Raw genomic sequence first — 14008 nt, forward strand, 5'->3', positions numbered from 1 at the left:
AGTTAGTGGTATATCCGCAAAAGCGTGCAACACCGAGTCGCGCCCTTTTGCGGATCATACGGTTATGATGCTTACTTCTTATTTCGCTGCACGAGATCCTCGACCGCTTTCTGGGCTTCGGCCATGGCTTCTTCCGGCGTCTTTTTGCCGATCCATACTTCCTCCACCTTCGGTTTCACGAGGTCCATGTGGCTTGGCGCGAATACGGGGAACGGCGTCAGCGCGGTCCACTCCATGTTCTCAGTCGCTTTTTGGAATACTGGATGAGAGAGCGCCTCCTTGCTCTCCGCGGCTTCGATGTTGGCTACGCTGTCGTATACTTGCGTCGCCCAATATGTTTGAGCCTTCGTATCCGTCAAATACTTGACGAATTCCCACGAGGCATCCGGATGTTTGGCCCCGACCGGAATTTCGGCCGTAAAGCCGCCGCCCCAGGACCAGTACCCGGAGCCTTCTTTGAACTCGGGAATGAAGGCCATGCCGTAATTTTTATCCGGCGCAAAATCGCGAACCTTGGTGAACTCGGTAGCCGTTTGCGCAATCATCGCTACCTTGCCGGATACGAACGGATTGGTCATTCCGTTGCCGAACTCGGCTGTAAACGCATCCAGTTTTCTTTTGGTGTAATAATCAAAATAGTTCTCCTTCACCCATTTCACGGCTGCCAGCTTCTCAGGCGTATTCACGGTTACAGTTCCGTCATGTTGGAGGAAAGACTGTCCCCCGGACGCATTCAATGCCCAGAAATCCCAATCGACATGGGTTAACGGATAGAATCCCAGGCGCTCGATATTTCCGTCGTCGCTCACCTTATCGAGCTTTCTGGCGGTCTCGATCAGTTCGTCCCATGTTGACGGAGGGGCTTCCGGATCCAGGCCCGCTTCTTTGAACATATCTTTATCGTAGAACAGGAGCCTTGTATCCGTGGTAAACGGAATGCCGTAGGAATGGCCCTCATGAACGGTTGCATCCCAGAGCTGCGGATAGAATTTATCTTTAAAGCCCGGCTCCTTATCGATATAAGGCTGCAAATCCATCGATTGCTTGGCGTCCGCCCGGGTTGGAACGCTGTTAATATCCTGAATGACAATATCTGGAGGATTGCCTGCCGCGGTTGCCGCTAACGCCTTTGTCCACACATCACCCCAAGGATAATGGACATGCTTGACAACGATTTTATCCTGGGAAGCATTGTAATCACTTACAATTTGCTCGATGACAGCCTTATGCGTACCGTCACCCCACCAATCCCATAACTCCAGCGTGATTTTGCCGGCATCGGCCGGATTCGCCGATGTATTCGTGTCCGTCTTTGCGCAGCCTACCAAAGCAGTTGACATTAAGAGTGCAAAGGTTAAAAGCATAGTGCCAAGCCTTATCTTCTTCATCATCGTGGCCCCCTGTATGAGTTAGTAGTGAACATTTGAACATTCGATCATTAAATTATTAAACCTTATTCAATAATTAAGGAGTCATATCGGCATTATAAACGCTTACATTATAAAATGTCTACATTTTTTTAATGATTTAACCTAATTTATTAAACTATCTTCAATAATAAAAGAGGGTGAGGGTAATCATTTCCCCTCTACTCGCTCATTTCGTTCAGAAATTTTTCGAGCACGATCGTTCCGGCACCGATGATCCCTGCAAACTCTCCCAGCTCGGATGGCTGTAGCACGATTTTATTGTGGAAGCTGGACAGGCTTCTGTTATAGGATGTCTCTTTGACATATTGGAAGAAATCCGGGTACCGGTTCGCAAGGACTCCACCGATGATAATGGTCTCCGGGGTAAGCAGATTAATGACATTCGCCAGAGATATGCCGACATAACGAGCCGATTCGTTCAGCATGTTGGCAGCCAATTGATCTCCTTGCAGACCGGCCGTAATCACATCGGTGACGTCCAATCCGTGATCATTGCCATCAAACGAGGATTTAAGAGAACTGGCAGCTCCGCGCCGCAGCTCTTCTCCGACCCTGCGGACGATGGCGATGCCGGAGGCGATCGCTTCCAGGCAGCCATAATTGCCGCAATTGCAGCGCGGACCGTCAATATCGATCGTGCAGTGCCCGATCTCACCGGCTCCAAAAGGATACCCCTGATATATTTTCTGGTTGAAGATCAATCCGCTCCCAATCCCGATATCGGCATCCACGTATACCAAATTGTTGAAATGCCTGCCGTTTCCATACCATAACTCACCGAGTGCCATCACGTTAGCGTCCTTCTCGATTTGGGTCGGAAGCTCCGTATTCTCCTCGATCAGTCCCTTTAATCGTACCTGATGCAGCCCGGGAAGGTTCGGCGGAGACAGGATCTTGCCTTGGACCGGATCCAGCGGTCCGGGAGCTCCCACGCCTATGCCGATGATTTGGGACTTCAGGCCCGACTCGTCCAATACGGCTTGGATCGTGGAAATAATGACATTCACCACGCTGCCGCGATTCGCGTTATCTTCGAAGGTGGAGCGTTTCTCCATCATCGCTTTCCCCTGCAAATTAATGACTGCCGCTCTTACGGAGGAGGCGCTGATATGAACGCCGACCGCGTAAATATCACCGGAATTCAAGGAGAGGAGTTTGGGCTTCCTGCCCCGGCTGGACTCGTCATAGAACCCGGCTTCAGCAATCAATCGATCCTTCATCAGCTCTTCCACCAAATTGTTAACGGCGGTAAACGTCAAATTCATCTTGGCTGCGATTTCCGCTTTGGTTAAACTGCCATAGTCGCGGAGCAGCGCAATAATGCCGATACGATTCAGGTTTCGGACATGCCGATTGTTCTTTCCAACGGAATTATTCATGTTACAACCTCATTCTTTTACCAATAATTGTACTTGCCCTCTAACACATCTATCATAGGGGAAAATTCGGAGTTAGTAAAACCCCTTCCTCAGTCTGCAAATGAAAAGCCTGATCTCCTCATGGGAAATCAGGCCTAATGATATCACACAATTGCGTTTGTTAACTTAAACGTGGCTCAGCATTTCACGGCATGCTTCGGCACACTTCCGGCACGCCTCGGCGCATTGTTTGCAATGCTCGTGGTCATGCTTCCCACACTCTTCCGCGCAAGCCAGGCATGCCTTGATGCACAGCTCGCAAATCTCCTTCACGTAAGGGCTTTTGCGTGACATGGCTTGAGCCGCAAACGCGCAAATATCCGCACACTCTCTGTCGAGTGTAATACAATCGCGAAGCATGGCCAGTTCGTATTCTTTCAGGCAGGATACATAACATACATTGCAAGCGTTCATACATTGGAGACATGCTTCGATGCATTCTTTATATTTGAGTTCATTTAACATTGGATAGATCCTCCTTGTAGTTATTACGCTATGCCTTTGTATTAAACGTTCGACTGCCCTCTGAATCAAACGCCGGCCAGAAGACCCAGGGTACAATTGCCCAAGTTAACCAGGCAAATGGTTGACTTATGCCCGGCTTGTCTTCCCCTCGAGCTTTTCAAGCTGCTCTCTTAGCAGTGATTTCTGAAAGTGCTCCCCGATAAATACCACCACATCCGGCACTTGACCCTGGGGCGTAATCTTCATAAAATCGGATTCGCGAAACGCGTACTGGAACAAAAAACGGCTGTTCGTATCGCTGAAGGTGAGAATGCCCTTCGCCCGGTACACATCCCTTGGCAGCCCGGCTATCAATCGCTCAAATTCCACACTGTTTACTGCATGGCTGAAATAGTAGGTGTAGGACATTACATGATCATGAGAGCCATGATCATGTGTTTGGCCGTGGTTGTGGGTATGATGCTCATGGCTGTGGTCATGCTCATGGCTGTTGGCTTGCTTGTTCTTGTCTGTATCCTCATGGGCATCATCCCTGCCCTCTCGATTATGTACAATCGAATGCTCATCCCGGTCCTGGGGATCGCTCTGCAGCAGATCTTCAAGCTTTATGTCGCAGCGCACCGCAGGCATGATCGGAGCATACGGATTCCAGCGCTCGACCAGCTGCTGGACCGTCTCCTTGTCCTGATCCGTCACTTGGTCCATTTTATTGAGAACAAGCGCCGAGGCTGCACGAATCTGCTCCTGCATCAAACGATAGGTTTTCCCCTTCTGCTCTATATTCAAATGCAGCAGATGCGCGGCATCCACGACGGTGATCAGTTTTTTCACATCGATTCTCATGTATAAAGAAGCTTCTGCCGCCGCGTCCAGGATTTCCATCGGATTGGCGATCCCCGTCGCTTCAATGACGATGACATCCGGCTGCTCCCGCTGGATTAGCATCGCGATTTCAGATGATAAATCGGATCGAATGGTACAACAAATACAGCCGCTTAGCATCTCTGCCGTCGGTACTTCTTCACCGGCGACAAGCCCTTCGATGTTGACCTCGCCGATCTCATTCATGACAATGGCCGGCCGCAATCCCTGCTGCTTGAAGGAGGTAATGAGACGGCTAAGCAATGTCGTTTTTCCACTGCCAAGAAAACCTGATAAAATATAAATGGGTGTTACGTGCTCCACGTTCCATACTCCTTTGCGTGCATCATGATTATGCTAGCGAGTGTACTACATTTCATCCGTCTACTGCAAGCGCGCCGCCACTAACTATAACAGGAGATGTCATTTCTATGAATTCATCGCAAGAGCATAAACAGCAATCCCCCGCTTCCGTGAACTGCAAGGTGATTACGGTCTCGGATACGCGGACCAAGGACACGGACAAGAGCGGCAAACTGATGATGAGCTTGCTTGAAGAAGCCGGGCATGCCGTTGTATCTTACAGCATTGTTCAGGACGATTATGAAACGATCCGCGAAACGATCTATACTGCGGTCAGCAATCCGGACATTGATGTCGTCCTACTATCAGGCGGAACAGGCATATCGAGCCGGGATACCACCTACGAAGCCGTATCCTCATTGCTTGATAAGGAACTCCCTGGATTCGGCGAAATCTTCCGCTTCCTAAGCTTTACGGAGGATATTGGGTCTGCGGCCATATTGAGCCGCGCGATCGGCGGCACGCTAAGCCACACGGCCGTCTTCTCCATGCCGGGTTCTAGCGGAGCCGTCAAGCTTGCGATGAACCGAATTCTGCTGCCTGAGCTGCGGCACATCAAATATGAGCTGGATAAACACAGATCATAACCAACGCCGACGAAAAGGCCGGATGCATATGGGCATCCGGCCTTAGCTGTATCTTAACTGCTGGCACGTCGTTGATGTTTGGCAAGCAGGGAGGGCGCTATTTTTTTGACCTGGTCATAATAGTTATCCGTTTTGTCGCCCGTTGACGTATATACGATGGACGTTTCTTTGTCGCTCACGATCAGGTTATGCCCGCCGGCCGCATTGGCATCCCCTTCTGTAACGCCGTATATCTCCTTGATCCCTTTTTCCCTGGCCGCTTGATCCTGATAGACATATACGGTGATAAACTGGCTTGCATCATAATTGATCCGGTATTGATACGTAATATTGCCGACGTTGTCCTCCGCATAGGTTTCATTGGTCAACGGCATGCCCACCTGGTTAAACGAGGCTTGGAGATCCTCAAGGAATTTTCCGTTCAAACCCCGTCCCGATATCCGGGCCTCCCTGGAACCTTCCTCGTAAGCCCTCATGTTATATAGGCGCATCTCGTCCCTGGCTATCTGCCTGGAACAACCGACCGATATGGCAAGAATGGAACAAAGCAATAAAACGGTAACGATTCTGCGATAATTCATGTTCACTCACCCTTCCTTAGGTGTCAGAGGTTGCCTTCCCTTAGAATGCCTGAGGATGAGGAACATTATGCGTATGAGAAATCAAGGTAATATTATAGAGCGATGACGCTTCTTCCAACCGCTCCACCCTGCAGAATGGTGTTCAGCACTTCAGGCAGATCGTGTAGACCGTATTCTGTAATTCCTTCTTGTAGCACGGATGCCGGCTTCCATTCATCCGCCAGTTTCGACCATACCGATCGGCGGTAGGCCATAGGGCAGTATACCGAATCGATTCCGAGGAGATTGATGCCTCTAAGGATAAACGGAAACACCGTCGAATCAAAAGCACCGCCACCCGTCATACCGGAAACAGCGACGCTTCCGCCATATTTTACGCTTTTCAGAAGTGAACCCAGTTGGTTTCCTCCGACCGGATCTACTACCGCTGCCCAGCGCTCGGCAGAGATCGCCCCTTTGGAGGCCGCCGCGGCTTCCTCCCTTGATATCACTTCATGAGCTCCCAGCTGTAATAGCCAATCCCTCTGACTGGATTTCCCTGTAGATGCCGTCACGCGATAGCCTAATTGACTCAGGATGGACACTGCGAAGCTGCCCACTCCCCCTGTTGCCCCGGTAACTAGAACGGCCCCCTGTTCCTGTCGCAGTCCATTTCGTATCAAGGCCTCTATCGATAATGCAGCCGTAAAACCTGCGGTTCCGATAGCCATCGCATCACGCGGGGACAAGCCCTGCGGCAACGGGACAAGCCATTCTCCCTTAACCCGTGCGTACTGGCTGAACCCGCCTTCATGAGATACGCCTAATTCATAACCGGTACAAAGAACGGAATCGCCTCCCTTGTAATCAGCATGAGCCGAATGCACAACCGTTCCTGCCAGATCAATACCCGGAATGAACGGATACCGGCGGACAATTTTCCCCTCCGGTATGCTGGCTAGACCGTCTTTATAGTTGACCCCGCTGTATAATACCCGCACAATAACGTCACCTTCGGGCAGCTGCTTCAAACTCATGTTCTCCACGCTGCCGCGAACCCCTTGCTCATCTTGACGCAGCACGTAGGCCTGAAATTCGGTTACGTTGTCCACACATATCACTCCTTGGGTTAGTTTAGGTGCTGTAAAGCAATCTGGATCTGCACTATGAATATGTCGAAGCTTAATACATGCTCTCGGAATATGGCGACTTATGCGCTTTCCCGAGAAATGATCCAGTATCGTCATTTATAATCAGAATTATGTTATTATGGAAAAAGAATACTTTCACAAAAAAATGATCAGCAGGAGTTGAAATCCACGTTATGACTCATTTTGATCATGGATCTAAACGTAGATCCTTCCGCTTCTCGTACTTTCTCACGCTGGTAACACTACTTCTGTTACCGGTCATCCATAAACCGATCAGCCAGGTTTTTGGATTCCTTGGTATACATACACAATCAGGGGGCATTGCCGGCTCGTTTCTCGTTTTCTATTTGAGTTTGGGTCTCATTCTTACGCTGTTTAGACTAGTCTTCTGGGTTTTCCCTTTAATTACCCGGCCTGGTCTCAAAGTGTACGTACTAATCGGCCTCCTCTTCATTTTGATGACAGGGATCTACGAATACACAAGCACACACCACTCGATCGAAGCGGCGGTATTCAACGAGAAACATGCTTTTCTTGAAGCACCTTTCAGCATTGATCATGCTGAAATCATACAATCCGAATCAACCTCTGAGAAGACTTATGCTTTCGTGGTGACACCTGGACTAGGACTGGAATTATCCACCTATACCAAAGGATGGTTCGGATGGTATAGGTCCGCCTTATCTACATTATACCCTTCTGCCGAGAATCCCGCTTCTCCGTCCGTATTCTCGGAGACAAGCATGGATTCATCACTCGTATTCGGCCTGTATAGAAGCACAGAACCCATTCAGATTCATGTAAATGGTCAGCCGGCACACACCATACCTTACCAACAACTGAGGCCAGACGTCAGTGAAGATTTGTACATCTGGTCTTACGAACGCCAGCCCGACATGATAGAGAACAAGGACAAGGTTCATATCACCGCACGAGACGTCAACGGAAGTATAGTGGATCGACTTGAGTTATAGCCGAGTACAAAAAGACGCCCCTTCTCCTGCCAAGCGGCAAGATTGGGAAAGCGTCTTTTTCATTGCTGTATTTTATAACCTAATCTTCATGCTGTTCCATGAACTCGGCCATCATCCGCTGTTTCACTTCCCAGACCTCTTCACTCAGATTCACACGGTAAATTTCCGGATTCAGCTTCCGCAGATACTCCGGCCAGAACTGATCCAGCTGAGCATCATGATAGCTGCGAATCTCTTCGAGCTTCGGCAGCTCATACACCAGTTCGCCATTCACAAACACCGCTTCAAGCATGGACACCGCTTCAAAGTTCTTTACATTTTTGCGCATGTAAGGATGCAGCGGATTAAACAGCTTTAATTTCCCGTTCTCCGGCGGCATCTCTTCTTCCGGGAAGCAGATGTAATCGGCGATCGCTTTGCCGCTGCCCTTGGATATGATGCGGTATACCTCTTTTTTGCCTGGAGTAGATACTTTTTCGGGGTTGCCCGAGATTTTGATGGTCGGCACCATCTTGCCGTCAACCTCCCGCTCCACCAGCTTATAAACACCCCCAAGCGCAGGCTGGTCGGCTGCCGTAATCAATTGGGTACCGACGCCCCAAGTATCCACTTTGGCCCCCTGTGCCTTGAGATCCAGAATGGTGCCTTCATCCAGATCGTTCGATGCCACGATGCCGACGTAATGAAGACCAGCCTCATCCAGCATCTTCCGTGCCTGAATCGACAGGTAAGCCAAATCCCCGCTATCTAAACGAATGGCATTCATCCGTTTCCCTTGGGCCTCCAGCTTCTTCGCCGTTACGATGGCATGGGGAATCCCGCTCTTTAACGTATCGAAGGTATCCACCAGCAGCGTCACTTGATCCGGCATAACCTCGGCAAATATATCAAAGGCCTCCTGCTCGCTCCGGAAGGTCTGCACCCAGGAATGCGCATGCGTGCCTTTTGTCGGGATTCCGAATTTCTCGCCAGCCAGCATATTCGACGTGGCATGGAAACCGGCCAGATACGCAGCACGCGCCCCCCAAACCGCCGCATCCGCTTCCTGTGCACGTCTTGTACCAAACTCCAGCAAAGTATCGCCGCTGGCAACCTGCCGGATACGTGACGCTTTGGTAGCGATCAAGGTTTGAAAGTTCATAAAGTTCAAGAGTGCCGTTTCGACCAGCTGTGTCTCGAAAATGGTGCCTTCCACTCGAATGAGCGGCTCATTCGGGAATACCAGCGCCCCCTCCTTCATGGAGTGAATATTCCCTTGAAAACGGAATCGGCGAAGCTCTTCCAGAAATTCAGGTTTATACTTCTCTTCCTGTTTGGCCAAATACGCGATATCCTCATCCGAGAAACGCAAGGACTCAATATAATGTACAATCCGCTCAAGACCGGCAAAAACGGCATATCCGTTACCGAATGGCAGCTTACGGAAATACGCCTCAAACACCGCACGCGTACGATGAGAGCCATTAATCCAGTGAGCGTACATCATGTTAATCTGGTATTTGTCCGTGTGTAGTGCTAATCCTGCTGTCAGCATCACGATCATCCTCCACTGTTACCCGGTTCATCTAGGCTTCCGGGTGGTTCAAGCTGTCTATTGATTAAGAAGTTCCTTACTTCGCACTACCGATGCCCCGAGACTGCCTTGAAAGTGACTTAAAGCCCACTTGTGTCCTTCCGGATTAAAGCTTGCGACCGCATCTTCATAAACGGTAATCCGATATCCGTAATTATAAGCATCCACTGCGGTATGCAGCACGCAGATGTCGGTGCAAACTCCGATGAGATCGACTTCGGTAATCCCGCGTTCCCGCAGCTTCTGGTTCAGATCCGTACCGCAAAATGCGCTGTATCTCGTTTTGTCCATCCAATAGATGGCGTCTTTTCGTTCCTCATACACCCGCTGAAGTTCACCGTATAATACCCGCCCCCGGGTTCCCCGAATGTTATGCGGAGGGAACAGCTTGGTTTCGGGATGATAAGCGTCATTGCTCTCATGCAGGTCCACGGCCATTACAACAAAATCACCACGATCGCTGTACAACTTGGTCAGCTCCGCGATGGTGTTCTGAATGTCAATGGCGGGCTTCCCTACCGGCAGATTGCCATCCACGAAATCATTCGTGAAATCTATCACGATCAAGGCTTTCATCTGACACACTCCTCTACGACATGATTAATGTGATCGATAAAATAACAGCTTGTGAATCCCATCCTACGTATAAATTGATAGCAATGGTGCATGATCCGTAAACCGATACAATTGGGCCGGCCGCTGGGAATATTGATTGGAGTTTAGCGGCTTGCCGTTCTCATCCCGTGCTTCTTCCAGTATCCCCTGTCTGCTGCGGGTCGACGTGATTTTACGGATAAAATTGGGCTCGTTGAACTCGGGCACAACCGTCTGGATGACCTGATATAACTCGCTCAGTGTAAAATGCTCCGGTAAAAACTGCCGCGCAATCGTCGTCTGCAGCATTTGCTGCTGAATCTTGCGGTACGCATCCATTATGATATCTCTGTGATCAAAAGCCAGCTCCAGCTCTTCCAAAGCTTCCGCGACCGTAAACAGACCTACCTCTTCCGCATCATCGGCAGCCTGGCGATGCTCCAGCATCCATTCTTCTACGAGCGCGTAGAATGCATGGCTGATAATCCAGCCCCTTGGATCCCGTCCCGGTGCGCTGTACACGCCCAAGTACTCCAAATGGCCGCCATCCACCCCGGTCTCTTCTTTCAGCTCCCGTTTGGCCGCATCGTAAATAGACTCACTCTCACGGCAAAATCCGCCGGGGAGTGCCCACATACCCGCACATGGCCATGACCTGCGCCTGATCAGCATCACCTTAAGCTCGCGTATCGGCAATGTCTTGGTGAAGGTTTTCCGTTCCCGCTTCGTTAAGGTAAACATCACGATATCAGCGGGCACACCATCCGGTGTTCTGTATTTCTTGGCACTGCTCTTTGGAGCCTGTTCGCGATCCGTCATTTCCATCACCATAACTATTATTTTGATAATTTCATTATGACATATTTAAAAATGATGTCAAGGATTTCCTGACCCCATCCTTTATAATAAGTTTACTATGCCCTATTCATTCTCATTTTGTACATGAAATAACAAGAATAGAAAAGGTGCGGAACCATTCCGCACCTCGTTTCATCTATCCGCAGCTGCTTGGCGGCGTATCTTTTCCTGTCTCCACATTCACTTTTTCCGAAACCGTATCATGAATCACGGATACGACCAGCTGAAGAAGATAATTAATGTCGCTTTGACTTTGCTGGAACTCCATCACGAGCGGAATACCGTCAATCTCCTCTTGCAGTTCTTCGATCTCCCGTTCGATTTTGGCGACCATATCCTTGTTCTGGAACGTTTCAAAAGCCACGATTTCCTTTTGCTTTTTCTTAATGGTTTTTATCAGGTTTTGAACCCGTTCGTGGTTCTGGATCTTCTCTTCGGCCTGCTTAAACATCTGAACTTCTTCACTGGTGGATATTAATTCCGCCAGCTCGCCGGCTTTTGCCAAAATATCGTCACGTATAATCAATTCACGCGTGTTGTATGTTGACATACCGTATGTGTTCGTACGAACATGATCATGTGCCAAGGTTCATCGCTCCAATTCTTCATCATCTATATGGGAATATGCAGCACCGGCCGGTTTTTGTTCGCGGCCCTATGCTGCATTTGAATACTGCCTGCTCCTCTATTATACCGCATCCGAGGCAGGAATCGTGTCCGGGATTCTATCCCCTTTGATATACCAGGTCTTCGTGTCCGTAATCCGGACATTTACGAAGCTGCCTATGAGGTCAGTCGATCCTTCGAAATGCACCAGCTTGTTCGTGCGCGTGCGTCCCGACAGCATGGAATCATTGTTCTTGCTGACTCCTTCTACCAGCACCTCCACCGTAGAGCCTAGCAGCCTGTCGTTGCTCTTGCGGCTGTACTCATTGATGGCGGCATTCAATCGCTGAAGACGCTCGCTCTTGACCTCCATCGGTACATTATCCTCCATCACCGCCGCTGGCGTTCCTTCACGAGGAGAATAAATGAACGTGTAAGCGGAGTCGTAGCCGACCTCCCGAACCAAGGACAGCGTCTCCTCAAACTGCTCATCGGTCTCACCAGGGAATCCGACAATGATGTCGGTGGTGAATGCTACATTGGGAATCGCCTTCTTAATTTTATGGGCCAGCTCCAAGTACGTCTCACGCGTATATTTGCGGCTCATTTTTTTGAGCACTTGCGTGCTTCCCGACTGTACCGGCAAGTGAATATGCTCGACCAGGTTACCACCCTTCGCCAGCACCTCAATCAGGTGATCATCGAAATCCCTTGGATGGGATGTGGTGAAGCGAACACGCGGGATATCGATCTTGTGAATATCATCCATCAGATCGCCGAAACGGTATTCGATATCTTCAAAGTCTTTGCCATATGCGTTCACGTTCTGACCGAGCAGCGTAATTTCCTTATACCCTTGCCGGGCTAATTCACGAACCTCAGCAATGACATCCTCCGGACGCCGGCTGCGCTCTTTGCCGCGGGTATATGGGACGATGCAGTATGTACAGAATTTATCACAGCCGTACATAATGTTGACCCAGCCGCGGAGACCTTCTCTCTTTTTCGGTAGATTCTCAACAATGTCGCCCTCTTTGGACCACACTTCAACCACCATTTCCTTGCTGAAGAGCGCTTCCTGAATAAGATGAGGCAGACGATGTACGTTATGCGTACCAAAAATCAAATCCACAAAGCCATGCTTTTGGAGAATTCGATTAACAACCGACTCTTCCTGCGACATGCAGCCGCAAACGCCAAGGAGCATATCCGGCTTTTCCGTCTTCAAATGCTTCAGATGGCCGAGTTCGCCAAACACTTTATCCTCCGCGTTTTCACGAATGGCACATGTATTGAGCAAGATGATGTCCGCTTGCTTCCGATCCTCGGTTGCCCGGTAGCCCATCTGCTCCAGCAATCCTTTAATCGTTTCGGAATCATGCTCATTCATCTGACATCCGTACGTATACACGATATAATGCTTGCCAGCCCCGAGGGTTCGAAACGCTTCCGGCAGCTCGGTATCGTACAAAACTTCGACACTCTGCTTGCCGCGCTGTTTTTCCTGTCTATGATTAGGCTCCGAAAGGATGTTGATTTCCCGGCCATTGATGCGAATTCTCTTCCCGTGTTCATCTTCGGAGAGAACTTTGGCTCCTGAAAAATCAAAATACTTGGAGTAGTCCTTACTTTCTTTGGACATGCTAGGTCACTCCTTAGATCCGCAAAATCTCTGGTTTACATGACAATATTGCTTAAATAGGCACTGTTTTAAATTATATCATGATCTTATTGCCTAAGCTACCACCTTGGGCATTAATGAGTCCAAACCTTAACAGACGCTCTCTCCTTCAAAATAGGTCCTCCGAAACATGGAACCCGTAGAAAATTTCAAAAAAGAGCCTGAAATCGAAATGAATCGACTCAGGCTCTTCCAGCTGTGAACGCTAAAAACGCGTAACAGCAGCACATGCGTGACACATACAGTATGTTCATGAAGTTTACTGAAGCTATAGATTAATCAATAATTTCAGCAGTGTCTCCGTTTTTGGCGCCGGCAGCGTTAGCTTCATCGGTATCGATATGCATGTCGAGCGCAAAATTGTCGGATACGCGGGCAATGACGTTTTCCAGAACAAGACCGCGTTCGCCGCCTAAGCGTACCTTCAGCAGATCCTTGTCTTTAATACCCCATTGATCCGCATCGGATGTATGGAAGTGAATGTGACGAGCGGCTACGATGACACCTTCATCCACCGTTACTTCACCAGCCGGACCTTTAATCGTGATCCCCGGGGTTCCAGCGATGTTCCCGGATTCGCGTACAGGTGCTTTCACACCGATGGCGAAGGAATCCGTGCGAGAAATCTCCAGCTGGGTTGCAGGACGTGCAGGTCCCAAAATTCTTACTTTATCGAATTGTCCCTTCGTTCCAATGACCGCTACCGTTTCGTTGGCTGCGAATTGTCCTGGCTGGGACAATGGTTTGAACTCTGTCAGCTGATATCCAGGGCCGAACAATGCCTCAATATGCTCTTGGGTTAAATGAATATGGCGGGCGGATACACCCACAGGTACAGTTTTACTCATCTGTCTCACTCCTTGTTTTTCTCTATATGCTGTACATGC

Annotated in this window: 14 protein-coding genes; 2 read left to right on the top strand and 12 right to left on the bottom strand. The window is 49.5% G+C overall.

Translation table 11 applies throughout. The annotated features are described in order from the left end of the window. Positions 1–71: 71 nt before the first annotated feature. The 4 genes from ACPV3A_RS13430 to ACPV3A_RS13445 all read right to left on the bottom strand — a co-directional run bounded on the left by ACPV3A_RS13430 (position 72) and on the right by ACPV3A_RS13445 (position 4498). Positions 72–1391, bottom strand: coding sequence for an ABC transporter substrate-binding protein (locus ACPV3A_RS13430; RefSeq protein WP_426199943.1), 1320 nt, complete (start codon positions 1389–1391; stop codon positions 72–74). Positions 1392–1588: 197 nt separating this feature from the next. After that, a complete protein-coding gene (locus ACPV3A_RS13435) occupies positions 1589–2809 on the bottom strand; it encodes an ROK family protein (protein ID WP_426199944.1) in 1221 nt (406 codons plus the stop codon). A 165-nt stretch (positions 2810–2974) separates the two neighbouring features. Then, positions 2975–3313, bottom strand: coding sequence for a four-helix bundle copper-binding protein (locus ACPV3A_RS13440; protein WP_426199945.1), 339 nt, complete (start codon positions 3311–3313; stop codon positions 2975–2977). 126 nt (positions 3314–3439) lie between these two features. Next, entirely contained in the window at positions 3440–4498 is a 1059-nt protein-coding gene (locus ACPV3A_RS13445) for a CobW family GTP-binding protein (protein WP_426199946.1), read from the bottom strand. A 107-nt stretch (positions 4499–4605) separates the two neighbouring features. Here ACPV3A_RS13445 and ACPV3A_RS13450 point away from each other — a divergent pair, with 107 nt between their 5' ends. Next, a complete protein-coding gene (locus ACPV3A_RS13450) occupies positions 4606–5124 on the top strand; it encodes a MogA/MoaB family molybdenum cofactor biosynthesis protein (RefSeq protein WP_216531913.1) in 519 nt (172 codons plus the stop codon). Between the two features lie 53 nt (positions 5125–5177). On the opposite strand, the gene ACPV3A_RS13455 is transcribed toward ACPV3A_RS13450, so the two are convergent. Next, complete coding sequence (locus tag ACPV3A_RS13455; RefSeq protein ID WP_194543515.1) at positions 5178–5705, bottom strand: hypothetical protein; 528 nt, start codon at positions 5703–5705, stop codon at positions 5178–5180. 92 nt (positions 5706–5797) lie between these two features. After that, the gene (locus ACPV3A_RS13460; protein WP_426199947.1) at positions 5798–6796 is read right to left on the bottom strand and encodes an NADPH:quinone oxidoreductase family protein; all 999 of its coding nucleotides are present in this window, start codon (positions 6794–6796) and stop codon (positions 5798–5800) included. Between the two features lie 212 nt (positions 6797–7008). On the opposite strand from ACPV3A_RS13460, the gene ACPV3A_RS13465 reads away from it, so the two are divergent. Further along, positions 7009–7809 carry a hypothetical protein gene (locus ACPV3A_RS13465; RefSeq protein ID WP_426199948.1) on the top strand — a complete coding sequence of 267 codons (801 nt, stop codon included), beginning with the start codon at positions 7009–7011 and terminating at the stop codon, positions 7807–7809. 79 nt (positions 7810–7888) lie between these two features. Here ACPV3A_RS13465 and ACPV3A_RS13470 read toward each other — a convergent pair whose 3' ends face one another. From ACPV3A_RS13470 to pduL, 6 genes are all read right to left on the bottom strand, one after another. Next, positions 7889–9343 (bottom strand): nicotinate phosphoribosyltransferase, encoded by a 1455-nt coding sequence (locus ACPV3A_RS13470; protein ID WP_426200009.1) that lies wholly within the window; start codon positions 9341–9343, stop codon positions 7889–7891. Between the two features lie 57 nt (positions 9344–9400). After that, positions 9401–9958 (bottom strand): cysteine hydrolase family protein, encoded by a 558-nt coding sequence (locus ACPV3A_RS13475; RefSeq protein WP_426199949.1) that lies wholly within the window; start codon positions 9956–9958, stop codon positions 9401–9403. Between the two features lie 63 nt (positions 9959–10021). After that, positions 10022–10807: an NUDIX hydrolase gene (locus tag ACPV3A_RS13480; RefSeq protein ID WP_071220157.1), complete on the bottom strand. Its 786-nt coding sequence runs from the start codon at positions 10805–10807 to the stop codon at positions 10022–10024. A gap of 163 nt (positions 10808–10970) precedes the next feature. Next, the gene (locus ACPV3A_RS13485; RefSeq protein ID WP_071220156.1) at positions 10971–11420 is read right to left on the bottom strand and encodes a RicAFT regulatory complex protein RicA family protein; all 450 of its coding nucleotides are present in this window, start codon (positions 11418–11420) and stop codon (positions 10971–10973) included. A 102-nt stretch (positions 11421–11522) separates the two neighbouring features. Further along, positions 11523–13082, bottom strand: coding sequence for a tRNA (N6-isopentenyl adenosine(37)-C2)-methylthiotransferase MiaB (gene miaB, locus ACPV3A_RS13490; protein WP_216531908.1), 1560 nt, complete (start codon positions 13080–13082; stop codon positions 11523–11525). Between the two features lie 314 nt (positions 13083–13396). Continuing rightward, positions 13397–13969, bottom strand: a complete 573-nt coding sequence (pduL, locus tag ACPV3A_RS13495) for a phosphate propanoyltransferase (RefSeq protein ID WP_071220154.1) — start codon at positions 13967–13969, stop codon at positions 13397–13399. Between the last annotated feature and the right edge of the window lie 39 nt (positions 13970–14008).

Source organism: Paenibacillus sp. Dod16 (assembly GCF_049893405.1).
Classification (GTDB): domain Bacteria; phylum Bacillota; class Bacilli; order Paenibacillales; family Paenibacillaceae; genus Paenibacillus_AQ.

Bases quoted from the DNA above. Each gene is read 5' to 3' on its own strand.
- ACPV3A_RS13430 (WP_426199943.1), bottom strand. From the start codon at position 1,391: ATGATGAAGAAGATAAGGCTTGGCACTATGCTTTTAACCTTTGCACTC.
- ACPV3A_RS13435 (WP_426199944.1), bottom strand. From the start codon at position 2,809: ATGAATAATTCCGTTGGAAAGAACAATCGGCATGTCCGAAACCTGAAT.
- ACPV3A_RS13440 (WP_426199945.1), bottom strand. From the start codon at position 3,313: ATGTTAAATGAACTCAAATATAAAGAATGCATCGAAGCATGTCTCCAA.
- ACPV3A_RS13450 (WP_216531913.1), top strand. From the start codon at position 4,606: ATGAATTCATCGCAAGAGCATAAACAGCAATCCCCCGCTTCCGTGAAC.
- ACPV3A_RS13455 (WP_194543515.1), bottom strand. From the start codon at position 5,705: ATGAATTATCGCAGAATCGTTACCGTTTTATTGCTTTGTTCCATTCTT.
- ACPV3A_RS13465 (WP_426199948.1), top strand. From the start codon at position 7,009: ATGACTCATTTTGATCATGGATCTAAACGTAGATCCTTCCGCTTCTCG.
- ACPV3A_RS13470 (WP_426200009.1), bottom strand. From the start codon at position 9,343: ATGCTGACAGCAGGATTAGCACTACACACGGACAAATACCAGATTAAC.
- ACPV3A_RS13475 (WP_426199949.1), bottom strand. From the start codon at position 9,958: ATGAAAGCCTTGATCGTGATAGATTTCACGAATGATTTCGTGGATGGC.
- ACPV3A_RS13480 (WP_071220157.1), bottom strand. From the start codon at position 10,807: ATGGTGATGGAAATGACGGATCGCGAACAGGCTCCAAAGAGCAGTGCC.
- miaB (WP_216531908.1), bottom strand. From the start codon at position 13,082: ATGTCCAAAGAAAGTAAGGACTACTCCAAGTATTTTGATTTTTCAGGA.
- pduL (WP_071220154.1), bottom strand. From the start codon at position 13,969: ATGAGTAAAACTGTACCTGTGGGTGTATCCGCCCGCCATATTCATTTA.